This window comes from Collinsella aerofaciens (genome assembly GCF_039758965.1).
Taxonomy (GTDB): Bacteria; Actinomycetota; Coriobacteriia; order Coriobacteriales; family Coriobacteriaceae; genus Collinsella; species Collinsella aerofaciens_BR.
In genome coordinates this window covers 1-25,205 of the sequence record NZ_JBDMSL010000030.1, presented here as the reverse complement: position 1 = coordinate 25,205, position 25,205 = coordinate 1, and the positions used below count along the sequence as shown (strand labels likewise).

Annotated in this window: 27 protein-coding genes and 1 tRNA gene; 8 read left to right on the top strand and 20 right to left on the bottom strand. The window is 62.7% G+C overall.

From position 1 onward, the window contains the following. Positions 1-450 precede the first annotated feature (450 nt). Positions 451-1,452 carry a tRNA glutamyl-Q(34) synthetase GluQRS gene (gluQRS, locus tag ABHU32_RS09220; protein ID WP_346979719.1) on the top strand — a complete coding sequence of 334 codons (1,002 nt, stop codon included), beginning with the start codon at positions 451-453 and terminating at the stop codon, positions 1,450-1,452. A gap of 15 nt (positions 1,453-1,467) precedes the next feature. On the opposite strand, the gene ABHU32_RS09215 is transcribed toward gluQRS, so the two are convergent. Together ABHU32_RS09215 and ABHU32_RS09210 are read right to left on the bottom strand one after the other, a co-directional pair. After that, a complete protein-coding gene (locus tag ABHU32_RS09215) occupies positions 1,468-2,193 on the bottom strand; it encodes a metallophosphoesterase (protein WP_346979718.1) in 726 nt (241 codons plus the stop codon). 48 nt (positions 2,194-2,241) lie between these two features. After that, positions 2,242-2,517 carry a hypothetical protein gene (locus ABHU32_RS09210; protein WP_346979717.1) on the bottom strand — a complete coding sequence of 92 codons (276 nt, stop codon included), beginning with the start codon at positions 2,515-2,517 and terminating at the stop codon, positions 2,242-2,244. A 358-nt stretch (positions 2,518-2,875) separates the two neighbouring features. Here ABHU32_RS09210 and ABHU32_RS09205 point away from each other — a divergent pair, with 358 nt between their 5' ends. The 3 genes from ABHU32_RS09205 to ABHU32_RS09195 are packed head-to-tail and all read left to right on the top strand — an operon-like array spanning position 2,876 to position 5,495. Then, positions 2,876-3,418: a UBA domain-containing protein gene (locus tag ABHU32_RS09205; RefSeq protein WP_346979716.1), complete on the top strand. Its 543-nt coding sequence runs from the start codon at positions 2,876-2,878 to the stop codon at positions 3,416-3,418. Between the two features lie 18 nt (positions 3,419-3,436). Continuing rightward, positions 3,437-4,216: a response regulator transcription factor gene (locus ABHU32_RS09200; RefSeq protein WP_346979715.1), complete on the top strand. Its 780-nt coding sequence runs from the start codon at positions 3,437-3,439 to the stop codon at positions 4,214-4,216. Then, positions 4,200-5,495 (top strand): sensor histidine kinase, encoded by a 1,296-nt coding sequence (locus ABHU32_RS09195; protein WP_346979714.1) that lies wholly within the window; start codon positions 4,200-4,202, stop codon positions 5,493-5,495. The genes ABHU32_RS09200 and ABHU32_RS09195 overlap by 17 nt, the downstream gene beginning before the upstream one ends. Before the next feature lie 75 nt (positions 5,496-5,570). Here ABHU32_RS09195 and ABHU32_RS09190 read toward each other — a convergent pair whose 3' ends face one another. Both ABHU32_RS09190 and ABHU32_RS09185 read right to left on the bottom strand, forming a co-directional pair. Beyond that, positions 5,571-5,945 carry a VOC family protein gene (locus tag ABHU32_RS09190; RefSeq protein WP_055310391.1) on the bottom strand — a complete coding sequence of 125 codons (375 nt, stop codon included), beginning with the start codon at positions 5,943-5,945 and terminating at the stop codon, positions 5,571-5,573. An 11-nt stretch (positions 5,946-5,956) separates the two neighbouring features. Further along, positions 5,957-6,244 (bottom strand): PTS sugar transporter subunit IIB, encoded by a 288-nt coding sequence (locus ABHU32_RS09185; protein ID WP_006235903.1) that lies wholly within the window; start codon positions 6,242-6,244, stop codon positions 5,957-5,959. 163 nt (positions 6,245-6,407) lie between these two features. On the opposite strand from ABHU32_RS09185, the gene ABHU32_RS09180 reads away from it, so the two are divergent. From ABHU32_RS09180 to ABHU32_RS09170, 3 genes are all read left to right on the top strand, one after another. Then, a complete protein-coding gene (locus ABHU32_RS09180; RefSeq protein ID WP_346979713.1) occupies positions 6,408-7,031 on the top strand; it encodes a hypothetical protein in 624 nt (207 codons plus the stop codon). A 31-nt stretch (positions 7,032-7,062) separates the two neighbouring features. Beyond that, a tRNA-Leu gene (locus ABHU32_RS09175) sits at positions 7,063-7,147 on the top strand. Positions 7,148-7,603: 456 nt separating this feature from the next. Further along, positions 7,604-8,905, top strand: a complete 1,302-nt coding sequence (locus ABHU32_RS09170) for an ATP-binding protein (RefSeq protein ID WP_346979712.1) — start codon at positions 7,604-7,606, stop codon at positions 8,903-8,905. Positions 8,906-9,023: 118 nt separating this feature from the next. Here the strand turns inward: ABHU32_RS09170 and ABHU32_RS09165 are convergent, their stop codons facing one another. The 6 genes from ABHU32_RS09165 to larC2 all read right to left on the bottom strand — a co-directional run bounded on the left by ABHU32_RS09165 (position 9,024) and on the right by larC2 (position 14,441). After that, the gene (locus ABHU32_RS09165; RefSeq protein ID WP_346979711.1) at positions 9,024-10,025 is read right to left on the bottom strand and encodes a Ppx/GppA phosphatase family protein; all 1,002 of its coding nucleotides are present in this window, start codon (positions 10,023-10,025) and stop codon (positions 9,024-9,026) included. Between the two features lie 20 nt (positions 10,026-10,045). Continuing rightward, entirely contained in the window at positions 10,046-10,807 is a 762-nt protein-coding gene (locus ABHU32_RS09160) for an FtsB family cell division protein (RefSeq protein ID WP_238022939.1), read from the bottom strand. 187 nt (positions 10,808-10,994) lie between these two features. Further along, complete coding sequence (gene eno / locus ABHU32_RS09155) at positions 10,995-12,284, bottom strand: phosphopyruvate hydratase (RefSeq protein WP_346979710.1); 1,290 nt, start codon at positions 12,282-12,284, stop codon at positions 10,995-10,997. Positions 12,285-12,471: 187 nt separating this feature from the next. After that, the gene (mazG, locus tag ABHU32_RS09150) at positions 12,472-13,332 is read right to left on the bottom strand and encodes a nucleoside triphosphate pyrophosphohydrolase (protein ID WP_346979709.1); all 861 of its coding nucleotides are present in this window, start codon (positions 13,330-13,332) and stop codon (positions 12,472-12,474) included. A gap of 2 nt (positions 13,333-13,334) precedes the next feature. Then, on the bottom strand, positions 13,335-13,883 hold the full coding sequence (yfcE, locus tag ABHU32_RS09145) for a phosphodiesterase (RefSeq protein WP_346979708.1): 549 nt from the start codon (positions 13,881-13,883) through the stop codon (positions 13,335-13,337). A gap of 72 nt (positions 13,884-13,955) precedes the next feature. Continuing rightward, entirely contained in the window at positions 13,956-14,441 is a 486-nt protein-coding gene (larC2, locus tag ABHU32_RS09140; protein ID WP_346979707.1) for a nickel pincer cofactor biosynthesis protein LarC2, read from the bottom strand. Between the two features lie 339 nt (positions 14,442-14,780). On the opposite strand from larC2, the gene ABHU32_RS09135 reads away from it, so the two are divergent. Continuing rightward, entirely contained in the window at positions 14,781-15,692 is a 912-nt protein-coding gene (locus ABHU32_RS09135; protein ID WP_346979706.1) for a PHP domain-containing protein, read from the top strand. A 120-nt stretch (positions 15,693-15,812) separates the two neighbouring features. On the opposite strand, the gene hisE is transcribed toward ABHU32_RS09135, so the two are convergent. From hisE to ABHU32_RS09085, 10 genes are all read right to left on the bottom strand, one after another. Further along, positions 15,813-16,130: a phosphoribosyl-ATP diphosphatase gene (gene hisE, locus ABHU32_RS09130; RefSeq protein WP_006235893.1), complete on the bottom strand. Its 318-nt coding sequence runs from the start codon at positions 16,128-16,130 to the stop codon at positions 15,813-15,815. Positions 16,131-16,176: 46 nt separating this feature from the next. Next, entirely contained in the window at positions 16,177-16,506 is a 330-nt protein-coding gene (gene hisI / locus ABHU32_RS09125; RefSeq protein ID WP_055285578.1) for a phosphoribosyl-AMP cyclohydrolase, read from the bottom strand. Between the two features lie 142 nt (positions 16,507-16,648). After that, positions 16,649-17,431 (bottom strand): imidazole glycerol phosphate synthase subunit HisF, encoded by a 783-nt coding sequence (hisF, locus tag ABHU32_RS09120; RefSeq protein ID WP_006235891.1) that lies wholly within the window; start codon positions 17,429-17,431, stop codon positions 16,649-16,651. Positions 17,432-17,434: 3 nt separating this feature from the next. Continuing rightward, positions 17,435-18,178 carry a 1-(5-phosphoribosyl)-5-[(5-phosphoribosylamino)methylideneamino]imidazole-4-carboxamide isomerase gene (locus tag ABHU32_RS09115; protein ID WP_346979705.1) on the bottom strand — a complete coding sequence of 248 codons (744 nt, stop codon included), beginning with the start codon at positions 18,176-18,178 and terminating at the stop codon, positions 17,435-17,437. Next, on the bottom strand, positions 18,175-18,876 hold the full coding sequence (locus ABHU32_RS09110) for an imidazole glycerol phosphate synthase subunit HisH (RefSeq protein WP_346979704.1): 702 nt from the start codon (positions 18,874-18,876) through the stop codon (positions 18,175-18,177). Before ABHU32_RS09110 ends, ABHU32_RS09115 begins: the two co-directional genes overlap by 4 nt. A 137-nt stretch (positions 18,877-19,013) precedes the next feature. After that, complete coding sequence (gene hisB / locus ABHU32_RS09105; protein ID WP_346979703.1) at positions 19,014-19,601, bottom strand: imidazoleglycerol-phosphate dehydratase HisB; 588 nt, start codon at positions 19,599-19,601, stop codon at positions 19,014-19,016. Continuing rightward, positions 19,602-20,717 (bottom strand): histidinol-phosphate transaminase, encoded by a 1,116-nt coding sequence (hisC, locus tag ABHU32_RS09100; RefSeq protein ID WP_346979702.1) that lies wholly within the window; start codon positions 20,715-20,717, stop codon positions 19,602-19,604. A 1-nt stretch (position 20,718) separates the two neighbouring features. Then, a complete protein-coding gene (gene hisD, locus ABHU32_RS09095) occupies positions 20,719-22,155 on the bottom strand; it encodes a histidinol dehydrogenase (protein WP_346979701.1) in 1,437 nt (478 codons plus the stop codon). 105 nt (positions 22,156-22,260) lie between these two features. Beyond that, the gene (hisG, locus tag ABHU32_RS09090) at positions 22,261-23,976 is read right to left on the bottom strand and encodes an ATP phosphoribosyltransferase (RefSeq protein WP_346979700.1); all 1,716 of its coding nucleotides are present in this window, start codon (positions 23,974-23,976) and stop codon (positions 22,261-22,263) included. Positions 23,977-24,145: 169 nt separating this feature from the next. Then, a complete protein-coding gene (locus ABHU32_RS09085; RefSeq protein WP_346979699.1) occupies positions 24,146-24,982 on the bottom strand; it encodes a sugar phosphate isomerase/epimerase family protein in 837 nt (278 codons plus the stop codon). Between the last annotated feature and the right edge of the window lie 223 nt (positions 24,983-25,205).

The window sequence follows — 25,205 nt, the reverse complement described above, 5'->3', positions numbered from 1 at the left end:
CGGCCCGTTCTGGGCGCGCCTCAATCGTAGCCCGAGATGGTCCCAGGCTGACAATTTCGACTGTAATGGACGTTCTTAAATGACTAGTCATTAGGGACACCCTTGGCATAGCCCGCCCCGGCAATAGATACCACTTCACAGCTCCGTCACAGGTGTAGCGGCTTTGTGTGGGCGCGGCACGCGCTGATTGAGCCGCCAGCCGAGGGGCATAAAGCAGTTGAGCGAAAACGGTTTGCCCCTTTGCCGTTCGCTCGAGGATCATGTCCCCCTTTTCCGCGGAAACCCCGGCAGTTGCGAAGAGCTGCCGGGGTTTCTGTCGTTTGTGAGGCTAAGTCGGTACGCAGCGATCGAGACCTTGAGCCGCAAACCCACCGTGCGCAATGCGCACCGCCGCCAACTTGTGAGCGCAGCAACGCCTTCCCTGCCAAGCCCCGCGCTATACTCGTCCGCATGGATATCAACGCACGCAACATAGCAACACACGCCGCGGACGCACCAGCAACGGCAGCGCCCACCCCCGTCGTGGGCCGCTTTGCCCCGTCGCCCTCGGGCCGCATGCACTTGGGCAACGTGTTCAGCTGCCTGTGCTCGTGGCTTTCGGCCCGCAGCCAAGGCGGCAGCATCGTGCTGCGCATCGAGGACCTGGACGATCGCTGCAAGCGCCCGGAACTTGCCACTCAATTGATTGACGACCTGGCCTGGCTGGGACTGGAGTGGGACGAAGGCCCCTACTACCAGCACGATCGCCTGGATCTGTACGAGGACGCCCTGCGTCAGCTGCAAGACGCCGGCCTCACCTATCCCTGTTTTTGCACGCGTGCCGAACTCCACGCTGCGAGCGCGCCACACGCGAGCGACGGCATGCCCATCTACCGCGGCGCCTGCCGAGACCTTTCTGCCGAGGAGGTTGCCCGCCGCAGCGCTCTGCGCGCTCCGGCCACGCGCCTGCGCGTACCCGCCGTCGACGACCTCGCAAACGATGTGATCGAATTCGTGGACCGCACGTATGGAGCCCAATGCGAAGCACTCGCCACCGAATGCGGCGACTTTTTGGTGCGCCGCAGCGACGGCGTTTTTGCCTACCAGCTAGCCGTGGTGGTCGACGACGCTGCCATGGGCGTCACCGAGGTCGTGCGCGGATGCGATCTGCTGGGCTCCACGCCGCGCCAAATCTACCTGCAGCATTTGCTGGAACTTCCCACGCCGCACTACGCGCACATTCCGCTGCTCATGTCGCCGGATGGCCGCCGCCTTTCCAAGCGCGACCGCGACCTGGACCTGGGCGAGCTCCGCACCCGCTTTGGCGCGCCCGAGGCACTACTGGGCTGGCTCGCCGGGCAAACAGGCATCGCGCCGGACGCCACACCGCGCTCTGCCGAGCAGCTGGTCGAGCACTTTAGCTGGGATGTTATCCGCACGCATCGGGAAAACATCACTGTAACGGTCGAGTAGCCAGCCACCCCGCCCCTACGCGACATCCCAGGGCTGGAGTTCGTCGCCCAGGCGGACAATACAGTCGTAGAGCACAGTGTGGCACTCGGCTGGGTTGGCGTCACGATGAAAATGCCCGTAGTACCAGCGCTTGTAGTCCAGGTGGTCCTCCAGCTCGTCGAAAAACGTGGTGAGTCGATCGACATCGGGATAATTCCAGCCAGGTGCCGGGTAAAGCGTGGGCGAAAGCATGCGCGTGGAGCAGGTATGGGTGATCGCATAGTCGACCTTCCAACCCACGCGGTCGAGCTTTGCCCGCGCCTCCTCAAAGTTGCGCTCGTCCGGCAGCTCCTGCGGCCACCAGCTGGAATACGGAATGCGGTATTCCTTATCCACGCTCGTGGCGCCGCCCATGGTAAAGATCGTTGAGCCGTCGAGCTCAAAAACCTCACCGCGCGTCAGGCGTCGGATGGGCGAGGTGTCCGACAGGCGCTGCGTCAGGCCGCCGTGCCACAGCTCCATGGGGCGCTCCGACCAGTGATCGAAACGCTCGTGGTTGCCGTCGACAAACAGCACGGTATAGGGGCGCGACTCCAGCCAGGCGATGTCGGCACATTCCTCGGCAGAGAAATCCCACGGAAAGCCAAAGTCGCCCGCGATGATGAGATAGTCGTCACTTGCCAGACCATCCCCAAGATCCCAGTCGCGAAGCTTTTGCATGTCGACGCCGCCGTGAATATCGCCCGTCACATAGACCGTCATCGGATCACCACTTCCCTGTAAGTCGCTAGCCCACATTCTGCACGATCACTAAGTCAACCGTTCCAGCCCTTCCATCCTTTGGGACCTACCCTCGCTCTTCCATCCAAACGGGTCAAACACCCAAAAGATCAGATCGAGCACGCCGCCGGTCATCATGGCGCCGGCAAGAGCCATGCAAACATGCAGAAAGCTGGCACTTCGGAGCACGTCGAACGGCCCCAGAACAGCCAGCAGCGCGACCGCTGCGCCGGCTACGCACAGCGCGAGGCACGGCCCCGCGTCCTTAACGCACTTCTTTGCGAGATGCTTTGCGTTGTCACTCATCGGTATCGAACTCCTTAGAGGGTCGTTGTTCAGACGCATGCCGCCGCGGCAGAGCGGGGCGGCAGGGTAAGTGTCACATGCTGTGCGGACATCAATGGAGAAACCGCCTGCTCGACCAACCTTTGACGCCGTTTTGCACCGGCACCACATCCCCCGCTATCGAGGTCTAATACTTTTCCCACCGCCACCCAAAAACTCATCCAACGTTAATCTTGGCTCAAGAATCGCTTAATCTATAACCTGCACTATAGAGTTCGACCAAGGGCGGGGCGGCGCCGCGCAACGCAGACCGCCGAACGCAACGCTCGCGCCCGGGCAAATCGCCCGGCGTCGCGCCCATCGAACGAAAGGACAGGTCATGGACGACCTCGAAAAAGTTGAAACCATCCGCACCAAGTGCAACGTGAGCTACACCGATGCCAAGGCCGCGCTCGACGCCGCCGACGGCAACGTTTTGGACGCCATCATTTGGCTCGAGTCGCAGGGTAAGACGCAGACCACGTCGGCGCACGCCGCCACCGAGTCCGCGCCAGTCGATGAGCCCTCAGCCGAGATGGTCGCCGCGCAGGCCGCCTACGAGAAGTCGAGCGAAAAGACCGACTTCTCCAAGAAGATGGACAGCGTATGGGAGTACCTCAAAAAGCTCTTCCGCCTGAGCCTGGACACCAAGTTTATCGCCATGCGCCGCGATGCGATCATCCTCAACATTCCCATCCTGATCCCCATCGTCGCGCTGTTTGCCTGGGGCGCCACGATATGGCTGATGCTGATTGGCCTGTTCTTTGGCATGCGCTACCGCATCGACAGCGACGGCGACGTGCCCGGCAGCATCAACAACCTCATGAATCACGCCGCCGACGCCGCGGACGGCATCAAGCAAAATCTGAACGACGACAAGTAATCGCAGACGGGGGCACGCATGGCACGGATCCTGATCGTAGAGGACGAGGAGAAAATCGCCCGCTTTGTGACGCTCGAGCTGGAGCACGAGGGCTACCAGGTGGAAAACGCCGCCGATGGCCGCACCGCCGTGGACCTGGCGCTGGAGCGCAACTACGATCTTATTCTGCTCGATGTGCTGTTGCCGCAGCTCAACGGCATGGAGGTCCTGCGGCGCGTCCGCAAGCACAAGGATGTGCCGGTGATAATGGTCACCGCGCGCGATGCCGTGATGGACAAGGTGGCCGGGCTCGATGCCGGCGCCGACGATTACCTGACCAAGCCGTTTGCGATTGAGGAGCTGTTCGCACGGATCCGCGTGGCGTTGAAGCGCTCGGAGGCCGTGCGGGCGGCTTCGGGCGTTGGCGGCATCGGGACGGGCGCGGCAGGCGGCACGGGTGTCGGCGCCACTGCGATGCCCCCGGTCAGTGACTCGACCCAGGTTTCCGCCTCGCTCTCCCCCGCCACGCTCGCCGTAGGCTCGGTTGCGCTCGACCCCGACCGCCGCGAAGTCACGGTCGGCGGCTCGCCCATTGCGCTCACGGCCCGCGAGTTCGATGTCCTCGCCCTGCTTATGGCGCATGCCGAGACCGTGCTCACGCGCGAACGCATCGCGCACGAAGCGCTGGGCTACGAATACATGGGCGACACCAACAACGTCGACGTGCACATCGCGCATCTACGCGCCAAGATCGAGGACGCCGGCGGCGCCCGCATCATCCAGACCGTGCGCGGGGTGGGCTATGTCTGCCGCGCGTAACGCCGAGACCAGGCGCGTCACCTCTATCGCCCGTGCCATCAACTGGAGCTACATGTGGCGCCGCCTGATGAGCTACGTCTGGCTCGATCTGCTGCTGGTGGTGATTGCGGCGGCGATCCTCGTCTATGGATACAACCAGACGCTGCCCGACGGCGCGTTTACCGCAGGCTGGATTCCCGGCGCCACCGTTCACGGCATGTCGCTGACGCCCGCGCGCGGCTGGAACCTGACAACGCTCACCTATACCGTCGAGCTTGCGCGTACCACCAAGACCTTCCCCCTCGTGCAGGACCTCGTCACGTTATGGCCTCTCTACCTTGTCGTTGTGGGTTGGCAGGTCATCAGCGTGCTCAACATGCTCGGCGGCGCCCGCCGCGTGCGCCGCACCATGGCACCGCTCAACGACCTGGCCTTGCGCGTGGACGAGCTCGGCCGCATGCAGCTCTCCGGCGGCAAGATGGAAACACTGGAGCAGGCCATCGAGCGCGCAAGCGTCGACTCGCCGAGCGTCACTACCGGCGACGCCGACCTGGCAAGCATCGAGGTTGCACTCAACCGCCTACTGCGCCAGATGCAAGAGGCCAAACTGCAACAGATGCGCTTTGTCAACGATGCGAGCCACGAGCTGCGCACGCCCATCGCGGTGATTCAGGGCTACGTAAACATGCTCGATCGCTGGGGCAAAGACGACCCGGACGTGCTGGCAGAATCCATCGCGTCCCTCAAGGCCGAAAGCGAGCACATGCAAGAGCTCGTGGAGCAGCTGCTGTTTTTGGCGCGCGGCGATGCCGGGCGCACGGTCCTGCGGCGCGCGCATACCAACTTGGCTGCACTGGTCAGCGAGGTATGCGAAGAATCGCAGATGATCGATACCGAGCACACGTATCGGCTGGCTTCTGACGCTGCGCTTGCCAGCGACCCGCGCTGCGACGCGCCCGTCGACGTGGCGCTCGTGAAGCAGGCTCTGCGCGTGATCGTGCAAAACGCCGCCAAGTACTCGGATGCGGGAACGACCGTCACATTTGGCATAACGCCGGATGCGGGCGCGGGCGCGATCGACATAAGTGTTGAGGACGAGGGCATCGGCATGAACCAGGAATCCGCAGCTCACGCGTTCGAGCGGTTCTACCGTGCCGACAACGCGCGCGATGCCGGCGCACAGGGTTCGGGTCTGGGGCTTGCGATCGCCAAGTGGATCGTCGACAGCCACGGCGGCGTCATCGGTGTGACCTCGGTCGAAGGGGTCGGCAGCCGCTTTACGATTCGCCTGCCACGATAGGAAGCCCCTCGGCATAAATAAAGGGATAGGGCCACACGGCCCTATCCCTTTTTGCCAGCTATGGCAGCTTGTGCGCTACTCGCGGCACAGGTGCACGGCGAAACCGGCGAACTCGCGCTTAAAGTACACGAGCTTGGTACCACCGTCGGGCAGCAGCGCGCGCGACTCTTCGTTGACCTCGAGCCCGCGCTCGGCAAACCACTTCTCAGCTGCATCGATGTCGTTAACGGCAAAGCCGATGTGGCCCTTGGTGCCACGACCGTTCTGCTTCATGATCTCGACCAGCGAATCGTTGAAGTACGAAACCGGGGTCTCGATGACGGGCAGGCCCATCATCGTCGAGAACAGCTCCGCGATCTCCAGGGCGTCTGCCGGGTCGGTGGCGTTAATGCCCACATGGGCAACGCGCATACCAAAGAGCTCTACCGGGTTGGCGTTCTGCTCACTCATGCAGTCAGCGCCTACTGAGCCATGACGTCGAGAACGGCCTTCTCGGCGGCAACGCGGTTCATGCCGGTCATGAAGGGCACGCCACTCACGTACGGGCAGGTGAGGCCCTCGGGGGCAACGGTGGTGGCGATCAGCAGGTCAGCGCCCTCGTCGCAGTAATCCTTGGCCTCGGAGATGGCGCACTGCACGATCTCGTACTTGTCGGCATAACCGTTGGCGTCGAGCAGGGTAGCGACCTTCTGGGCAACGAGCGTAGAAGTAGCAGCGCCAGCACCGCAAGCCAAAACGATCTTCTTCATAGGTAATGTCTCCCTTCATGGTTTACTTTAGGTAAGTGTACCGCAGCGAGCGATGGCACTCGACCTCGATGAGCTTTTATGCCAGTTTGCTTGCGCGCTGCGTATAATACATCTAGTACGTGTTGTCATACCGCTCGCTTTATGAGCGACTAAGGACCCTAATATGCCCGATTCCCGCACCCTCTGGACCGCCGTCGTTATCATCTGCATCGCCGTGTCGGTGTTCTTTAGCGTCAAAAAACGCACCACATTTAAGCGTCTGCAACAGCTTATGGCTGCCAAGCAGTGGGACGATTTCGATCGCCTGCTCGACGCCAAGCTCACCAGTATGCTGTACCCGCGCTATAACCGCGACTACCTGCGCCTGAACTCATATCTGCTGCGCGAGGACCACAAGCGCGCCGACGAAATGTTCGACCTGCTGCTGGGGCTCAACCTCCCCAAGATGCAGCGCGTCGATCTGGTGATCAAGGCCTTTAACTACTACGTTGGCCAGGAGGACCGCAAAAAGTCCAAGGAGCTGCTGCACGAGATCAAGGGCTTTGAGGGCGGTCAGGCCGAGGCAGTTGCGCACGAGTGCCAACTGATGTACGACACGATGATCCTCAAGCGCCACAACGACATTCCCGAGCTGGAGCGCATGCTCGAGGAGGCCGGTGACGACAAGGTCAAGAGCTGCCGCCTGGAATACCTGCTGGCCCTGCAGTACAAGAACAAGGGTGACGAAGCCAAGTTCCAGGAGTTCCTGGAGAAGTCGGGCCAACACTCGATGGCCGTCAACGCGTAACGGACGGCTTGTGCTAGACTTCTAGTCTCACGGGGGCGTGGCGGAATTGGCATACGCAGGAGACTTAAAATCTCTCGCCGCAAGGATTGTGGGTTCGAGTCCCACCGCCCCTACCATGTGATTGCTTGCGAGCCCGTGTTCCCCAGGGATGCGGGCTCGTTTCTTTTACACGCCGGTGGGGCTCGAACCCGCGAGGGGGCGAGCGTTAAGCGGACGCGCAGCGTCCGTAGCGAGCCGGCGAGGGCGCCGACAGGCGGCCGAAGCCGGTGCGTATTTGCGCAGCAAATGCGCGGATGTCCCACCGCCCCTACCATATGATTGCTTGCGAGCCCGTGTTCCCCAGGGATGCGGGCTCGTTTCTTTTGGACGCCGTCAACTGCAGAGCAGCTCATTTGGGACGGGGCTTTTTTGACTACTTTTTCCGCCCACCCAATGAGTTTCCTACCACATTTTCCGATGGAAAAACGTGGTTGTCTCGCACATTTTCCGATGGAAAAACGTGGTTGTCTCGCACATTTTCCGATGGAAACACCCAAATGGCCTTATACTAACCGAGAGGGTTGGGAGGCAATATGCAGCGACAGCTTATGAGCGAACTTATCGCTTGGAAATCAAGGACGAATCGCAAACCTCTCTTGCTTAAGGGAGCCCGCCAGACAGGAAAGACTTGGCTTCTTAACGAATTCGCAAGCCAGCAGTATCGAAACGTCATTCGTTTTGACTTTATGCTCGAGCCGAGCACACGCTCGCTGTTCGATGGGGACCTCGACCCCAAGCGCATCATCTCCCAGATAGAACTCCTACGTGGCAAAACTGTAACGCCAGCAGACACGCTCATCATCTTCGACGAGATCCAAGAGGCCCCGCGCGGGATCACCTCGCTCAAGTACTTCAACGAGCTTGCACCCGAATACCACATCGTAGCAGCCGGTTCCTATATGGGCCTCGCGCTCCGACGCGAAAACGAGTCATTTCCCGTCGGCAAAATCGACCAGCTCACCATGCGTCCCATGGGGTTCGCCGAGTTCGTTCGTGCCGTCGACGGCGACCCGCTCGCCGACGCCATCCTTGCCGCAGACATGAACCTTCTAGCAAACGTTACCGAAAAGCTCGAACACTTGCTCAAGGAATACCTTGTTGTCGGCGGTATGCCCGAAGTTGTCTCCGCTTTCGCCGAGACACGCGACTTCATCGAAGCCCGAAGGCTTCAGCAGCAAATCATCGAGGCTTACGAATCCGATTTTGGCAAACATGCACCCGCCCGCATCGTCGAGCGCATGAGGTTGGTTTGGAAATCCCTTCCCGGCCAGCTTGCAAAGGAGAACAAGAAGTTTGTCTATGGCGCCCTTCGCCCCGGAGCGCGCGCACGCGATTTCGAGGAAAGCCTCCAGTGGCTCACGGACTACGGAATCGTTCATAAGGTGCCACGTGTTTCCGCTCTAAAGGCGCCGCTCTCGAGCTACGAAGACCTCTCGGGCTTCAAACTGTTCTGCATCGACACCGGCATCCTCGGAGCGCTCTCCGGTCTCTCTCCGGCCGTCGTTCTTAACGGATCCGCTGTTTTTACCGAGTTCAAAGGTTCGCTGACCGAACAATACGTCGCGCAAGAGCTCTTGCTCCAGGACAAAACTCCCGCGTATTGGTCCTCTACCTCCGGCAATGCCGAAACCGACTTTGCCATCGACCATGCGGGAACCGTGCTTCCGCTTGAGGTCAAGGCGGCAGAGAACCTTAAAGCGAAGAGTCTGAAAATAGCCTGCGAAAAATTCAAACTCGAGCGTTGCGTGAGGAGCTCCCTGGCGGCATATAGAGACGAGGGCATGCTCATCAATATTCCGCTTTGGGAGATTGGGCAGATCGACAAGCTGGCATAGGCGCTGTGGGGACGCCCCGCAAGGACTGTCCCCAGGTGCCGGCTGTTGAGTTGCGGTGGAATAGGGACTGTTTGGTGCCCGAAAGGGCGATTGTAGTCCGTATTTCACCGCAAATTATTTAGAGGGTGCTGAGAGTGGGGGTCCAGGCGATGGTGGGAGTCGCGCCGTCGAGAACCTCGTTGATGGTGGCGGCCATGCCAGCGAGTAGGCTGTTCTCGCTTACGGTGAGCGTCTTGTAGCCGCCGGCTCGCATGAGCTCGCGAATCACCACGGCACCTGCCAAGATCACGTTCGCGCGCTTGGGCTGCACGCCCGGCAACGCGGCAATGCCTGCAACATCCAACGCAGACATGCGCTCGATAGCGGCCGAAATCTGCTCCATCGAAAGCTCGCGCAGGTGCACAAAGTTCGAGTCGTACGGCTCCAGTTCGTGGACCAGCGCCACGAGCGTGGTAACGGTACCGCCCACCGCGACGAGGCGCTCGGCGCGCTCAAAGTCGACAGGCAGGCCCTCAAAATAGGCGGCGAACTGCTCGCCTGCCCACGCGGCAGCGGCAGCAAGCTCGCCGCGTGCGGGTGGCATCGTCGAGAAAAACCGCTCCGTCACGCGGCGGCAGCCAATGTCCAGCGAGCGCGTCCCTTCTAGCGCAAAGACGCCACGCTCCGGCGCATAGACGCCCGTCGCGAGCTCCGTGGATCCGCCGCCCGAATCGGCAACAATGATGCGCTCGCCGGCAAAGTCGTGCGCCACGCCAAAAAACGTCAGGCGTGCCTCGACCTCACCCGGAATCACCTGCGGCTCAAGCCCCAGCTCGTGCAGGCCGTCCAGCAGCAGGGCGGCGTTGGACGCATCGCGCGCGGCGCTCGTGCACGTGGTGCAGATGCACGCGGCGCCAAAGGTACGCGCCTCGTCCACAAACATACGGCACGCAGCGAGCACACGCTCGACAGCCGCCTCGCAAAAGCGACCCGTCGCGTCCACGCCCTCGCCCAGGTCGGTAATCTCGGTATGCTTGGACGATTCCACAATCGCTCCGCCCTCGACCTGGGCCAACACCAGTCGCGACGACACCGTTCCCAGGTCGATCGCGGCTACCTTATAGCGTTTGCAATTTGTCATTGCGGGCTCCCCTCCGGGCGCTATTTGCCGTTGGACACGACCGTCTGGCCCTCGACGCCGTTAAACCCAAACAGCATGTCGAGCGCTTGGATGTACCACGGCGCGTCCTTACCGACTTCTTCGATTTCCTTGGCAACTTCGCTGGCCTTCTTGGCGTTCGACGACTTCTGGCTCGACGAGGCATCCGAATCGCCGTCCAGGCCCTGCACTTCAATCCTCTTCTCGCCGGGCATCACCAAGCCCAGGTCCTCGGACGCCGCGTCCTTGATGCCCTCCTCCGAGAGCAGCTTGTCGACGCTTTTTTGCAGCTCGTCGTTATATTGCTCGCGAATCTCGACCTGCTTGGCCAAGATATCGCTCGAGCGCTTAGCCACATACAGGTCGCGTACGGGAAAATACAGGCTCACGAGCGCCAGCGCCACCACGATACCGATAAACAGCGGGCGCAGAGAGCCATGTGTAAAGTCATAGATTGCCTTAACCACCGCGTTGTCGTTGGCGTAGCGCATAAAGTCCGAGCCCGAAAGACGGCTCGAAGGCCTGCTCGCTTTGTCGTGCGTCTGGGCCGAGGGACGCGACGGATGTGACGAACGTGTCGGGCGTACTGGTCCATCTGTCGAAGTATTCACTTGAGCATTGGGGCGCGAGGTGCTTGTCGGGCGCTGCGCGGAGCGGTCGGCACCGGCGTAGGCGGACCCACCGAGCTGCACCGTGCGCGCACGGCGAAGCGACGGCTCACGCGAACCGGCGGAATAGTACCTGTTGTCGTAAATCTGATCCATGTGCGCCTTGTGCGGTTGAGGTTTGTTTGCGCTAAGTATTCTAGTTATAGCACGAGCGCGCGCGCCACCTTCGACAGCCTTTGCTCGACATAAAAAAGGCGCTGAGCCATATGGCCCAGCGCCCAATGGCGGCCATCAGAAGTGGAACGGAGCCGAGTCAGCCCCGCCCCCCGCGAGCGCCACTTGTTTAGCGAATGTTGTAGAACGCGGCCTTGCCGGCGTAGCGTGCACTGCCCTCGAGCTCGTCCTCGATACGGATGAGTTGGTTGTACTTGGCGATACGGTCGCTGCGGCACGGGGCGCCCGACTTAATCTGACCGGCATTAACACCCACGACCAGGTCGGCGATCGTGGAGTCCTCGGTCTCGCCAGAACGGTGGCTCACGATGCAAGCGTAGCCGGCCTCCTTGGCGGTCTCGATAGCCTCCAGCGACTCGGTGAGCGTGCCGATCTGGTTGACCTTGACCAGAATCGCGTTGGCGGCACCCAGCTCGATGCCCTTCTTGAGGCGCTCGGTGTTGGTGACGAACAGGTCGTCGCCTACGAGCTGCACCTTATTGCCAATGCGGCGGGTAAGCTCGACCCAGCCGTCCCAGTCCTCCTCGGCCATGCCGTCCTCGATGGAGATGATGGGATAAGTGTCGACGAGCTTCTCCCAGTAATCGACCATCTGGGCGCTCGTGTACTCAACGCCCTCGCCCTTGAGCTCGTACATACCGGTCTCAGCGTTGTAGAACTCGGTCGAGGCTGGGTCCATGGCGTACATGAACTCGACACCGGGCTTAAAGCCGGCCTTCTCCACGGCCTTGGTGATGTACTCGAACGGCTCGGCATTGGTCTTGAGGTTGGGCGCAAAGCCGCCCTCGTCGCCCACGCCGCCGCCCAGGCCGGCCTCGTGCAGCACGCCCTTGAGGGTGTGGTAGACCTCGGCACACCAGCGCAGACCCTCGGCAAAGCTCGGGGCGCCCACCGGCATGATCATGAACTCCTGGAAGTCGACGTTGTTGTCGGCGTGCACGCCGCCGTTGAGGATGTTCATCATGGGCGTGGGCAGCAGATGGGCGTTGACACCGCCCAGGTACTGGTACAGCGACAGGCCCGCCGACTCGGCTGCGGCGCGGGCAACGGCCAGCGACACGCCCAGAATGGCGTTGGCGCCGAGCTTGGTCTTGTTGGGCGTACCGTCCGCGGCGATTAGCGCGGCATCGACGGCGCGCTGATCGAAGGCGTCGAGGCCCACGACGGCATCGGCACACTCGTTGTTGACGTGCTCGACGGCCTGCGAGACACCCTTGCCCAGATAGCGGCCCTTGTCGCCGTCGCGCAGCTCACATGCCTCAAAGGCGCCGGTCGAAGCGCCCGAAGGCACCATCGCGCGGCCGAAGCTGCCGTCCTCGAGCACGACCTCGACCTCGACGGTGGGGTTGCCGCGGCTGTCGAGCACCTCGCGACCGTAGACATCCAAAATATCGCTCATGTTGTCTCCCTCTCACTTGGAAACGGGTTGAATGCTTGGCGACACGGCTTGCACGCTACAGCGGCGCGCAGGTTCATAAGTTAGCCTTATCGCACTTTTTGCATTATGCCCTAAGTTAGCCAAGGGATACAATCTTTTTAAAAAAATGGGAGCGATGGGACAAGCCCGTCCCGTCGCTCCCGCAGTCTTACTCCTCTGCCTTTGCGGCATCCCAGAGGTCATTGAGGCCGTGGGTCGAAAGCTCGGCCAGATCCACGTGGGCGTCGGCCGCCATCCGCTCCATCGCGGCCCAGCGGCGGCGGAACTTTGCCGTGCTGGCACGCAGGGCGCTCTCGGCGTCGATTCCCTCCTTGCGCGCAACGTTGACCAGGGCAAAGAGCAGGTCGCCAAACTCCATCTCGCGCTCGGGCGAGCCGGGAGCCTCGGCCTCAAACTCGGCACGCTCCTCGGCGACCTCGTCCCACACGTCCTGGACCGTCTCCCACTCAAAGCCCACGGCAGCCGCCTTGCGCGACACCTTCTGAGCCTGCATCAGCGCCGGCAGGCGCGTAGGCACGCCGTCGAGCAGACCCTCGGGCGCGGCCTCGCCTGCCGCCACGGCCTGGTCTTTGGCGGCCTTCTCGGCAAGCTTGACCTCGTCCCAAATCTTGAGCACCTCGTCGGAGTTGTCGGCATCCGCATCACCAAACACGTGCGGATGACGGCGAATGAGCTTGGCGTCGATATCGCGCGCCACGTCGGCCAGCGTAAACTCGCCGGCGTCCGCCGCGATCTGCGCATGCAACACTACCTGCATGAGCACGTCGCCCAGCTCCTCGCGCAGGTGCGCCGCATCATCGGTCTCGATGCAGTCGAGCGCCTCGTAGGCTTCCTCGATCATGTTCTTGCCAATGCTCTGATGCGTCTGTTCGCGGTCCCACGGGCAGCCATCGGGCTGACGCAGGCGCCAGATGGTCTGCACCAGATGCTGCAGCTCGGCCGACGCGTCGACCAGCGTGGACAGGTCGCGCGAACCCTCGTCATTTTGCTGAGCCATATGCTCGGCCATGGTTAGTCCTCCCCCATGATCACATGGCGGAACGCGCCGCCCTCGTAGACGCCGTAGCTATGTGTGCCGTCCTTGGGAATGCTCACGCTGCCGGGATTGAAGAGCCACAGACCCGGGTACGCGGCGCTTTCCTCGTTAACCTTGATGTGCGTGTGGCCGTAGACGAGCGCGGAACCCTCGGGCAGCGCGGGCGCGTGGTCGACGCTGTTGTGCATACCGGCGCCAAAAACGTGGCCGTGCGTCAGGAACAGTTCACGTCCGGTCTCGTCGAATAGTGTGGCGTAGTCGGCCATGACGGGGAAGTCGAGGACCATCTGGTCGACCTCGGCGTCGCAGTTGCCGCGCACCGCGATGATGCGGTCGACCAGGGCGTTGAGCAGCGGAATCACGCGCTTGGGGGCATAGTCGCGCGGCAGGTCGTTACGCGGGCCGTGGTAGAGCAGGTCGCCCAGCAGCACAATGCGGTCGGGCTGTTCGGATTCGATGGCAGTGCAGAGGCGCTCGGCCCAGTATGCCGAGCCATGGATGTCGGAAGCGATGAGGTATTTCATGGGGAGTCCTTTCGAAGCGGAGTTGATGGGGCTGAAAACGGGGCCCGGCGGATGTGGAGCCCATCTACCGTGTTACTCGAATCGCAGCGCCGCGCTCTGAGCCGCCTGCATCACGCGTTGGAGCGGCACGTCATGTTCGCGGGCAAGACGGGCGCAATCCTCGTACTCGGGAGCCGCGCGCTCGCTGCCGTCGGGCAGAGTCGCCACCTTAACGGATACCTCGCCCCAAGGCGTTGTCACCTGCTCGAATCGGCGCGGCAGGCAAACGCGTTCCATCACCTGGCAACGAACGGCGTTGGTCGTGGTCTCCAAAAAGATAATCGTCTGTAGGCGCTCGATATCCTCGTGCGAGCAGATCACCTGCAACTGCCATCCGGGGCGGCCCTTTTTGCAGTAGAGGGGCAGCCAGTGCACCTCGCGGGCGCCGGCCTCGCGCAGGCGGTCAGCGGCGTAGGCGAGCACCTCGGGCGACGCATCGTCGATGTCGCACTCCAGCTTGACGATGGTCTCGGGCGCATCGGTCTCGCGGGACAGCGGAGATGTACTTCCACGTTGCATACGGTCCGGATCCTTTCCGCACGGGCTCGTTTTATTCACCCAAACGCTAGCACATCGCGAGCTGTGCGAGTGTGACGGCGCGTGATGAGCGCGATTTTCCTTGTCGGCAAGAAACCGACACTCCACCGCCTCAGCCAAACATGTACATCAGCCTCCAAACATGTCATTATTTGCAGCTTTTGGAGGCTGATGCACATGTATTGGAGCAAGACCGATGTCGCGAGCTCGCCCTTATGCGCTACCCGTCCTTTCCAGTCGATTTCGGCCCCCAGTGCGCTCATCGCAGCGGGGATCGCGCCATTACAATGGAGCGAATTCGCTTGACGCAAAGGAGTCGCCATGTCCGCCTGCCCACTGGTCGATTGCCATACCCATACCTCGTTTTCGGATGGCCATGCCTCGTTTGAGGAGAACATCCGCGCCGCCGCGGCCGCCGGCTGCCGCATTATAGTCTCGACCGACCACCTCACCCTACCTGCCAGCATGGATGCTAACTGCGAGGTGCAGGTCGTCGAGGGCGACCTGCCGGCACATCGTCTGGCCTTTGAGGACGCCCGCAAGCTCGCCGCGCAGATCGCGCCGGAGCTCGAGTTTATCTATGGCTTTGAATGCGACTGGTACAAAGGTTGCGAGCCTTTGGTTGAGCGCTGGTCCGCGGGTGCCATAGTGCGCTTGGGCAGTGTGCACTGGATTGGCGATCCGGGCGATATCATGGCCGGCGCCGCGGGCACGGCGGAAACGGGGGGCGTCGCTCGCCCCGATACGCCCGATTCGCGCTGCGGTTGGATCGACGACGACACCAACCTGCACGTTTGGGAAAACCTGGGTGTACGCGGCGTGTGGGAGCGCTACGTCGACGACTGGTGCCGTGCTTGCGAAAGCCCGCTTAACTTTGACGTGATGGCCCACCCCGACCTGGTCATGCGCTTTTCGAAGGAGGGCTTTGCGCCCGATTTTGACCCGGCGCCGTTTTGGGAGCAGATGGCCGAATGCGCCCACGATACGGGTCGCCGCGTTGAGGTCTCGACAGCCGCACCGCGCAAGGGGCTCGACGATTACTACCCCGCGACCGGCCTTTTGCGTCGCTTCGCCCACGCCGAGGTGCCGATTACTTTTGGCTCGGACGCACACCGCGCCTGCGACATCTGCTGGAACATCCGTGAGGCCCAGGCACACGCCTACGACTGCGGCTACCGAACCTTCGGCATCCCCCACCTCACCGGAGAATGGGAGTCCACGCCCCTCGCCTAACCATCCCTTCATAAGTTGCGGTGGAATAGGGATTGTTTTGCCTGATGAAGCGCTTAAACAGTCCCTATTTCACCGCAACTTCCATGACCCCGTTACACCAACAAAGACTGTCCCAAACGACTAGTGGCGGCGGGCGTTGAGTTCGCCGGCCAGCTCGTCGAGGGTAATGCCGTAGCGCTCAAGCGTCACGAGCAAGTGGTAGACCAGGTCGCCAGCCTCGTAGCGGATGTGATCGTGATCGTTATCCTTGCAGGCCATGATCACCTCGCTCGCCTCCTCGGCAAGCTTCTTGAGCAGCTCGTCCTCGACGTCGGTCAGCAGGCGAGCGGTATAGCTCTCCTGCGGCGATGCGTCGCGACGGCCGTGAATCACCTCGGCGAGCCCCGTCAGCGTCTCACCGATATTTCCATCCTGAACGTTTGCGGTGCGCACACCCATAGTTCAATCCTTTCTGGTTGGCCGAGCGTCTAATCGAGCGCCCGCCCTACGCGAGTTTCTTAAAGAAGCAGGTACGGTTGCCGGTATGGCAGGCCGGACCCGGCGAGTCAACCTTGACCAGCAGCGTATCGCTATCGCAGTCGGCCCAAAGCTCCTTGACCTCCTGCATATTGCCGCTCGTCGCGCCCTTGTTCCAGAGCTCCTGGCGACTGCGGCTCCAAAACCACGTGGTACCGGTCTTGAGCGTCAGCCCCACCGACTCCTCGTTCATCCAAGCAACCATAAGCACCTCGCCGGTGTCATACTGCTGAACCACACAAGGAATCAGCCCCTTGGCGTCGTATGTAAGCTTTGAAGGATCGGTTATCTCTTCCATTTCTCTTCCCAAGTTCAAACTTCGCAGGTCGGCGAGGGTTGTCCAGGTGCCCGAGATTCCGAGCGACAAGCCCGACGACGCGTACTTAAGTACGCGAGAAGGGTTGGAGCCGGAAGGTCGGGTGCCTGGGCAAGCCGCAGCATTAGAAGTCCAATCTCACAGGAATGCCCTGCGAGGCCATATACTCTTTGACTTCACGAATGCTGAAGGTTCCAAAGTGAAAGACGCTGGCCGCCAGCACGGCATCGGCCTCGCCCTCAATCACACCCTCGGCAAAATGCTCGAGTGTACCCACGCCGCCGCTCGCGATGACGGGAATCGGCACCGCGCGCGCCACGGCACGGGTGAGTGCCAGGTCAAAGCCGGCCTTGGTGCCGTCGCGATCCATGCTGGTGAGCAAGATCTCACCGGCGCCGCGACGAGCCGCCTCCTCGGCCCACGCCACCGCGTCGATACCCGTAGCGTTGCGGCCGCCCGCCGTAAAGACCTCCCACTTATCGGCGCCCGGCTCCCCGGGCAGCCCCACGCGCTTGGCATCGATCGCCACGACCACGGCCTGGCTGCCAAACGCCGCGGCAGCCTGGCTAATCAGCGACGGGTCGCGCACGGCCGCCGAGTTGAGCGACACCTTGTCGGCACCGGCGGCAACCATGGTGCGCATGCCCGCAAGATCGCGAAAGCCGCCGCCCACGGTATAGGGAATAGCCAGCTCCTCGGCCGCATGCGCCGCCATCTCGATAGTCGTCGCGCGGTTGTCACTCGTGGCGGTAATATCCAGGAAGACGACCTCGTCCGCACCCTCGCGATCGTAGGCACGCGCTAGCTCCACCGGGTCGCCCGCATCGCGCAAGCTCACAAAGTTGACGCCCTTGACCACGCGGCCGTCCTTAACATCCAGACAGGGAATTACGCGTTTGGTAAGCATGGGCTACTCCTCCCCTCGGGCGGCGGCCAGCGCCTGGGCCAGCGTAAAGTTGCCCTCGTAGAGCGCACGACCAGTGATAGCACCCTCGATGGCGCCCTCGCCCACCGCGGCAAGCGCGCGAATATCGCCGAGCGTCGAGATACCGCCCGACGCCACGACGGGAAAGCCCGCGACCTGCGCCACATGGCGATATGCCGCCACGTCGATGCCCGTCTGCATGCCATCGCGCGCGATATCGGTATAGACCAGGTGTTTAAAGCCTAGCTCGGTAAGCTGCGCCACGGCATCGTCGAGCGCCACGCCCGCGCCGTCACGCCAGCCGTTCACCTTGACCTGACCGTCGCGCGCGGCGATATCTGCTACCAGCAGCTCGCCAAAGCCTTGGGCTGCCACCTCAGCAAAACCCGGCTCGGTCACGAGCACGGTGCCCAGCGCAATGCGGCGAGCACCATAGCCTGCCAGCTCATCGATGCGCGCGAGCGAGCGAACGCCGCCGCCCACGTCCACGGACAGACCGCCGACGCCGCAGATGGCCTTAATCGCCGCCGAGTTGGCAGCGCATGTGTCCTCGTCCTCACCAAAGGCAGCGGACAGGTCGACGACATGCACCCAGCTTGCGCCCTGCTCGGCAAACGAGCGGGCGACGGCCACGGGGTCATCGGAATATACCTTGCAGCGGTTGCGGTCACCGCGCTCCAGGCGCACAACCTTGCCGCCGATCAGATCGATTGCGGGAAACAGGATCATCGGCCAACCTCCTCGACGATGCTCACGAAGTTCTTAAGAATACGCTGACCCAGCGCGGAGGATTTCTCGGGATGGAACTGGCAGCCCCACACGTTACCGTGGCGCACGATGCACGGGAAGCTCCGTGTATAGTGCGTGCGTGCCAACACATCGGCGGCATCGACGTCGTCGGCCACCGCGTAGCTGTGAGTGAAATACATGTTGGCGCCCTCGGCAAAACCGGCAAGCAGCGGATCGGCCGCACCGGCGGACGTCATGTGCACCTGGTCCCAGCCCACGTGCGGCACCTTCAGGCGGCTCGACTCCAGGCGCGTGCACGAGCCGCGCATAATACCTAGGCCATCGACCCAGGGACCGCCAGCCTGCTCGGGAGCGTTTCTGTCCGCGACCGTGCCCTCGTCCGCCGGCACGCCCTCGTCGCCGCGCTCAAAAAACAGCTGAAGGCCCAGGCAGATGCCGAGCAGCGGAGTTCCAGCGGCGACAGCATCGAGCACAGCCGTCTCCTCGCCGCTCTGGCGCATAAAGGCGATTGCGTCATAGAACGCGCCCACGCCCGGGATGACCAGGCCATCGGCGTTGCGGATCTGCTCCGGATCGTCCGACGTGCAGGCGGCGGCACCGGCGCGTGCAAGCCCGCGCACGACGCTCGACAAGTTGCCCTTGTGGTAGTCGACCACCACGATTTTCGGTTCGCCCACGCGACCCTCCCTTTTCCCATTCAAAACCTGCCAAAAAGGGACAGGTTTATTTTGGTCGGTTAAACGTTCACCCACCACATGAGACAGCATTCCCGCAGATAAAACCTGCCAAAATAAACCTGTCCCTTTTTGGCAGGTTACAGTGAGCCCTTGGTGCTGGGGATGCCCTGCACGCGGGGATCGAGCTCGCAGGCGTGGCGCATCGTGCGACCCACGGCCTTAAAGGCGGCCTCGATAATGTGATGCGAGTTGCCGCCCGCCAGTTCGCGCACGTGCAGCGTGAGCTTGGCATCGCGTGCGAAGGCATAGAAGAACTCAACGGCCAGCTCGGTATCGAAGCTGCCCACGCGCTCGGTCGGCACGGGCAGCTCGCAGTAGGCCTGGCCGCGACCCGAAATGTCCACGGCAGCCATCACGAGTGTCTCGTCCATGGCAATCGCTGCATCGGCAAAGCGTGTAATGCCCGCCTTGTCGCCCAACGCTTGGCAAAACGCCTCGCCCAGCACAATGCCCGTATCCTCGACGGTGTGGTGCGCGTCGACCTCAACGTCGCCTACCGCATGCACCGTCAAATCAAACAGGCCATGGCGACCAAAGGCGTTGAGCATATGGTCGAAAAACGGTACGCCCGTCGAGATATCGCACACGCCGCATCCGTCTAGGTCGAGCTTGACGACAATGTCGGTCTCACCCGTCTTGCGGGTCACCTCGGCATAACGGCCCATCTACATCTCCTCCTTCACCAGCGCGGCAAACGCGGCCAGCACCTCATCGTTTTCCTGCGGCGTGCCAACAGTGATGCGCAGGCAGTCCGCAAGGCCCGGCGCGTAGCTAAAGTCGCGCACCAAAATCGAATACTCGTCGCGCAGGCGCTCACGCACGCGCGTGGCATGCGGCGTGCGCACGAGCACAAAGTTCGCCGCGCTCGGCCATGCCTCCACGGGCAGGCCCTCGGCAGCCATTGCGCGCAGGGCGCACAGCTCGCGCTCGCGCTCGGATGCGACCTGCGCCACCACGGGCGTGTACGCATCGCGGGCACGCACGCAGGCAAGCGCGGTTGCCTGGCTCAGTACGTTGACCGAATAGATCTGGCGAATCGCCGCGAACACGTCGATGACTTCGGGCGCCGCAATCACATAGCCCAGACGCGTGCCGGCAGCGCCAAACGCCTTGGACAACGTATGCAGAATCACCAGGTTGGGATGCTCGGCGATAAGCCCCTGCGCCGTGGTGGCCGCGCCAAACAAATCGTCGGCAAACTCAACGTAGGCCTCGTCGACCATTACCATGCCGGGGCACGCATCGCACAGCGCCGCGACAAAGTCGAGCGGTGCCACGTCACCCGTGGGGTTATTGGGCGAGGTCACGATTGCCAGGTTGCACTCGGACGCCGCCGCAAGCACAGCTGCCTGGTCGAGCTCAAAGGTCGCGGGGTCGCGCCACACGTCGCGCACCTCGGTCTGGCAGAGCGACGCAAAGAACGCGTACTCGCTAAAGCACGGCGGGCAGTTGAGCAGGGTCCGTCCCGCGCCGCCAAACGCCAACAGGTAGTTATAGAGCAGCTCGTCGCCGCCGTTGCCCACGCAGACATTCTCGCGCGTCACACCATGCCAAGCGGCAAGCTCGTCGCGCAGATCGTTGGACATGGGATCGGGATAGCGGTTGAGCGGTGTAGCGGCCAGGGCGGCGTCGACCGCCTCGCGCACGCCAGCCGACACGGGATAGGTGTTCTCGTTGGCCGAAAGGTTGATGCGCGTGGGCGTAAAGTTGGGATCGTAGGGCTCAATGCCGGCCAAGTAGGGCTGGACGAGCTCCTTCATGCGCGGCGTGAGTTCGGACATATTAGGCCTCCTTGCCAGTCGCGCCGGCGCCATCAGCGCTTGCAGCCGCCAGGTCCACGCCCTCGGCAACCGTCGCCACGGCGTCGCCCGGCCAGGCAACCTTGGTCAGGTCGGCCGCGGCGAGCGACTCGGCGCTCACGGCATCCTCGCCCTGCTCCAACACGCGGCGGCGCAGCGCGGCGGAAAGCGCGTGTGCCCACAGACCCTCGGCCTCGGCCAGACGCTGTGTGGCGGGAGCGTCGGAGAGCAGGCCCTCAGGCGTATAGCAAATGACGCTCGAGCGCTTGACGAACTCCTCCACCGAAAGCGGGTTGGAGAACATGGCCGTGCCGCCGGTCGGCAGCGTGTGGTTGGGGCCGGCAACATAATCGCCGAGCGGCTCGGAGCTCCACGCGCCCACAAAGATGGCGCCGGCGTTGCGAATGCCGCCGAGCAGGCCCATCGCGTCCTTGCAGTGCAGCTCCAGGTGCTCGGGCGCCACGGTGTTCACCGCCTCGACGGCAGCAGCCATATCGGCGGCCACCACGATGGTGCCCTCGTTGTCGAGTGAGGCGCGCGTGATCTCGGCACGTGGGGACTGCGCCACCAGAATATCGATACCCGCCTCGACCTCGCGCGCAAACTGCTCGTCGCAGGTCACCAGATAGCAGGCTGCCAGCGGGTCGTGCTCGGCCTGAGCCATCAGGTCTGCCGCGACCACCATGGGCTTGGCCGTGGCGTCGGCCAGCACGCAGACCTCGGAGGGACCGGCGACCATATCGATACCCACGTCACCCGAGACAATCTGCTTGGCAGCGGCGACAAAGGCGTTACCCGGGCCGGTAATCTTGTCGACACGCGGAATGGTCTCGGTACCGTACGCCAGCGCGGCCACGGCCTGGGCGCCACCCACCATATAGATCTCGTCCACGCCGCCGAGCTTGGCAGCCGCGAGCGTATAGGGGCTGATTAGGCCATCTTTTTGCGGCGGGGTCACCATGACCACGCGCTTAACGCCAGCCACCTTGGCAGGGATGGCGTTCATAAGCACCGTGGAGGGATACTGCGCACGACCGCCCGGCACGTAAATGCCGGCAGCGGCAAGCGGGGTCACCTTAACGCCGAGCATCGTGCCGTCCGGGCGCGTGGTAAACCAGCTCTGCTCGACCTCGCGCTGGTGGAACTCGCGAATCTGACGCGCGGCCTTCTCGAGCGCCGCGACAAAAGCGGGATCGAGGCCTTCGAGCGCGGCATCGATCTGCTCCTGCGGCAGACGGAAGCTCTGCAGCTCAACGCCGTCAAAGCGCTGGCAATAGTCGCGCACTGCAGCATCGCCGTTGGTACGCACGTTGGCCACGATGTCGCGGGCGGCGTCGACGATGTTTTGCGGCAGCACGCCCTTACGGTTGAGCTGGTTGGTAACGAGGCGCTCACCGGGAGCAAGCTTGATGGTCTTCATATCGGTATCCCCTATCGGTCGAGGTTTTGTTCGAAAAACGAGAGACCGGGCGGCGGCGCCAGTCGGCCCGCAGCCCGGACGTTGGGGCGCCCGTGCGTGCTCGCGCTATTGTGCCGAGCCCGCAACGGGCTCAAAATGCTTGTCCTTCACGGCTGCCGCCAAGCGATCTGCCAGATTGCGCACGCGCGGATCCAGACGTGCGGCACCCGGATTGACAAAGAAGCGGGCCGTGCAGTCCATAATGCGACCAGTAATAACGAGGTCGTTATCGCGCAGCGTGGCGCCCGTGGCGGTGATGTCCACGATACGATCGGTCATGCCGACAATGGGGCCCAGCTCGATGTTGCCGTGCAGCGAGACGATGTCGGCGTTCACGCCGCGCTCGGCATACCAGGCACTCGCGATGCGCGGGTACTTGGTTGCCACGCGAAGCGACCCACGGCGGGCATAGTTGCGCTCGGCCTGGCCGGCGCGCCACGCAGGCTCCGCCTCGATAAACGTGCACAGGCCGTAGCCCAGGTCGACCAGCTGCAGCAGGTTGAGGTCTGCCTCGATAAGCGAGTCCCAACCGCAGATGCCGCAGTCGGCACCGCCGCAGCCCACAAAGGCGGGCGCGTCGCTGGGACGCACGATGACAAACTCGATATCGCCGACCGTGCCCTCGCCGGCACGCGTGTCGCGGCCGCGCACGACCAGGTGACGGCCGGGATCGCGCAGCTCCGAGACATCCAAGCCCGCGGCCTCGAGCACGTCGAGCGTGTCGGCCTTGAGCGAGCCCTTGGGCACGGCGATGCGCAGCGGACCCTCGGTGCCGCGGCCCACGGCATGGTCACCATCGGAAGCAGCGTCCTCGGCCGAGGTGCGCGCGGCCTCCAGGCGCTCAAGCGAAAAGGCAAAGCCCGCCGCCGGCACCTCGATGCCGTCGCCAAATGCACCGGTAAAGATGGAGTCGTAGCGTCCGCCCGAACCCACCGGATCGGGCAGTCCGCCGGCATAGGCCTTAAAGACCAGGCCCGTGTAGTAATCAAACGAGTTCATGATGGAGAAGTCGAAGGACAGCACCTGGGCGTCCTCGGGAGCCAGGCCCTCGACCAGGGCACGCAGCTCGCGCGTGAGCGGCGCGACAATGCCCGCCGCCGCCAGCAGCGCGTCGACGCGGTCGAGCACCTCGGCACCACCGTGCAGGCGCGGCAGCTCGCTAATGGCGACCTTAACGGCCTCGGACTCGGTGCTTTTCGCCACGCGGGCATCGAGGCCCACAAAGTCGTTGGCGTGCACGCAGCGCAGCGCCTCGGCAGCCAGTTCGCGATCCTCACAGGCCGCGAGCAGTTCCTTAAACGGACGCACGCTGCCCGCGATAATGCGCGCACCGGGAAGTGCCAGCTTGCGCACGGCCTCGGCGACCAGTGAGACAATCTCGACATCGCCCGCGGTGTCGCCCGCGCCGATGAGCTCAAAACCCAGTTGCGTAAACTGACGCGAGCCACCGGCATTGCGCTGACACTCGCGGACCACCGGCGCCTCGTAGCGCAGGCGCAGCGGCAGATCGGCCGCACGCATGCGAGTCGAAACCAGGCGAACGATCGGCAGCGTGTTGTCGGGACGGACCACCAGCAGGCGACCGTCATCATCAAAGAGCTTAAACGGCGTGTCCGCAATGCGGCCGCCCTCCTCGAGCGAGCCCTTGTCCTCGAGCAGCGGCGTCTCGACCGGAAGGTAATGATGCTCCCTAAAGCAGCCCTTCACCGTACATGCGATCTCCTCGCGCGCCTGAGCCTCCTCGGGCAATATGTCCCGGAATCCCCATGGTGTGGCCGTCATCTGGTGAGCCTCCTCATGCTGTGTTTCGTATAGAACAGAAGACCGGCATAGCTCCGCCGGTCTTCTGGGTACTTTAGCATACTAGAGTGCTTGCGGGGAAAATCCGTCGCAGCCGCTCACACCGTATTCATTTGGAAACATAGGGTAGGTTGCCGCAACCCAACCCCACCTAGGCGCCAATCGCACGACGATACTCTGCCATTACCTGCGCATCGGCAGCTGCGGGGTCGGCAAAATAGCGCCCGTCATAGGTCTCGGCCGAAACAACTCCGCGATAGCCGCGCGCCACCAGCCTATCCAGGTCGGCGCGCATATCGCGGTCCCCGTCACCCCAGGCAAGATGCGTCGTGCCGTCTGCCGCAACATCAACAAAATGCACGTGGGCGACATCATCGCCAAGCAGATCGAAATAATCGTCGATGGTATCCCCCGCCACCGCCATAGCGCCCAAATCCAGACACGCCTTAAGTGCCGGATGATCAACCGCCTCGATCATGCGCTTCGTGTCGGCCGCCGAGTTCACGATCATCGACTCAACCGGCTGTAGGGCCTCGAGCACCAGTCGCACGCCGCGCTCTCCCGCATGCTCGGCAATCGCACGCAGCATCGAGGCGCTGCGACCCCACGCGTCCTCGATTGGCTCGTTCAAAAATGCCCAGCCGCTCGAGACCATGACCTGCTCGGCTCCAAGTTCCGCCGCGATATCCACAACGTTCTTAAAGTACGCGAGCGTGCGGGCACACGCCTCATTCCCGCGCGCCGCGATATTCCACGGCTTGGGGTTGTTCTGTTCGGGACAAAGCCCCACAATCCGAACCCCATACCGCTGCGACAGCTCCCGCACCTGCTCGAGCGAATCGTATCCATGGCAATCGACATACAGATGCATCGCCCCGGTCCAAAGCTCGCAACACGTGTAGCCCGAGGCCGCTGCCGAAGAAAAGAATTCCTCAAGGTCAAAATAACGATGGCTGATATTCATGACGGCAAGCTGGGGATAGCTCATAATTACTCTCCAACCTAAACGAGGCCCCGTTCCATATAGGAGCGGGGCCCAATTACACAAACGTTATTTGCTCTTAGTAGTCGAACTGGTGATAGTAACGACGGTAGTTGAGGTTGTGCTTGGTGACCGTCTCGTAGTAAGCGGCAAGGCGGTCGGTCACGAGCACCGTCAGAATCCACGGGGAGACGATGACGCGGAACTCGTCGTCAAGGCCGGGGATCGC

Coding starts and splice junctions, on each gene's coding strand:
- gluQRS (WP_346979719.1), top strand. CDS start 451: ATGGATATCAACGCACGCAACATAGCAACACACGCCGCGGACGCACCA.
- ABHU32_RS09215 (WP_346979718.1), bottom strand. CDS start 2,193: ATGACGGTCTATGTGACGGGCGATATTCACGGCGGCGTCGACATGCAA.
- ABHU32_RS09210 (WP_346979717.1), bottom strand. CDS start 2,517: ATGAGTGACAACGCAAAGCATCTCGCAAAGAAGTGCGTTAAGGACGCG.
- ABHU32_RS09205 (WP_346979716.1), top strand. CDS start 2,876: ATGGACGACCTCGAAAAAGTTGAAACCATCCGCACCAAGTGCAACGTG.
- ABHU32_RS09200 (WP_346979715.1), top strand. CDS start 3,437: ATGGCACGGATCCTGATCGTAGAGGACGAGGAGAAAATCGCCCGCTTT.
- ABHU32_RS09195 (WP_346979714.1), top strand. CDS start 4,200: ATGTCTGCCGCGCGTAACGCCGAGACCAGGCGCGTCACCTCTATCGCC.
- ABHU32_RS09190 (WP_055310391.1), bottom strand. CDS start 5,945: ATGAGTGAGCAGAACGCCAACCCGGTAGAGCTCTTTGGTATGCGCGTT.
- ABHU32_RS09185 (WP_006235903.1), bottom strand. CDS start 6,244: ATGAAGAAGATCGTTTTGGCTTGCGGTGCTGGCGCTGCTACTTCTACG.
- ABHU32_RS09180 (WP_346979713.1), top strand. CDS start 6,408: ATGCCCGATTCCCGCACCCTCTGGACCGCCGTCGTTATCATCTGCATC.
- ABHU32_RS09170 (WP_346979712.1), top strand. CDS start 7,604: ATGCAGCGACAGCTTATGAGCGAACTTATCGCTTGGAAATCAAGGACG.
- ABHU32_RS09165 (WP_346979711.1), bottom strand. CDS start 10,025: ATGACAAATTGCAAACGCTATAAGGTAGCCGCGATCGACCTGGGAACG.
- ABHU32_RS09160 (WP_238022939.1), bottom strand. CDS start 10,807: ATGGATCAGATTTACGACAACAGGTACTATTCCGCCGGTTCGCGTGAG.
- eno (WP_346979710.1), bottom strand. CDS start 12,284: ATGAGCGATATTTTGGATGTCTACGGTCGCGAGGTGCTCGACAGCCGC.
- mazG (WP_346979709.1), bottom strand. CDS start 13,332: ATGGCCGAGCATATGGCTCAGCAAAATGACGAGGGTTCGCGCGACCTG.
- yfcE (WP_346979708.1), bottom strand. CDS start 13,883: ATGAAATACCTCATCGCTTCCGACATCCATGGCTCGGCATACTGGGCC.
- larC2 (WP_346979707.1), bottom strand. CDS start 14,441: ATGCAACGTGGAAGTACATCTCCGCTGTCCCGCGAGACCGATGCGCCC.
- ABHU32_RS09135 (WP_346979706.1), top strand. CDS start 14,781: ATGTCCGCCTGCCCACTGGTCGATTGCCATACCCATACCTCGTTTTCG.
- hisE (WP_006235893.1), bottom strand. CDS start 16,130: ATGGGTGTGCGCACCGCAAACGTTCAGGATGGAAATATCGGTGAGACG.
- hisI (WP_055285578.1), bottom strand. CDS start 16,506: ATGGAAGAGATAACCGATCCTTCAAAGCTTACATACGACGCCAAGGGG.
- hisF (WP_006235891.1), bottom strand. CDS start 17,431: ATGCTTACCAAACGCGTAATTCCCTGTCTGGATGTTAAGGACGGCCGC.
- ABHU32_RS09115 (WP_346979705.1), bottom strand. CDS start 18,178: ATGATCCTGTTTCCCGCAATCGATCTGATCGGCGGCAAGGTTGTGCGC.
- hisB (WP_346979703.1), bottom strand. CDS start 19,601: ATGGGCCGTTATGCCGAGGTGACCCGCAAGACGGGTGAGACCGACATT.
- hisC (WP_346979702.1), bottom strand. CDS start 20,717: ATGTCCGAACTCACGCCGCGCATGAAGGAGCTCGTCCAGCCCTACTTG.
- hisD (WP_346979701.1), bottom strand. CDS start 22,155: ATGAAGACCATCAAGCTTGCTCCCGGTGAGCGCCTCGTTACCAACCAG.
- hisG (WP_346979700.1), bottom strand. CDS start 23,976: ATGACGGCCACACCATGGGGATTCCGGGACATATTGCCCGAGGAGGCT.
- ABHU32_RS09085 (WP_346979699.1), bottom strand. CDS start 24,982: ATGAGCTATCCCCAGCTTGCCGTCATGAATATCAGCCATCGTTATTTT.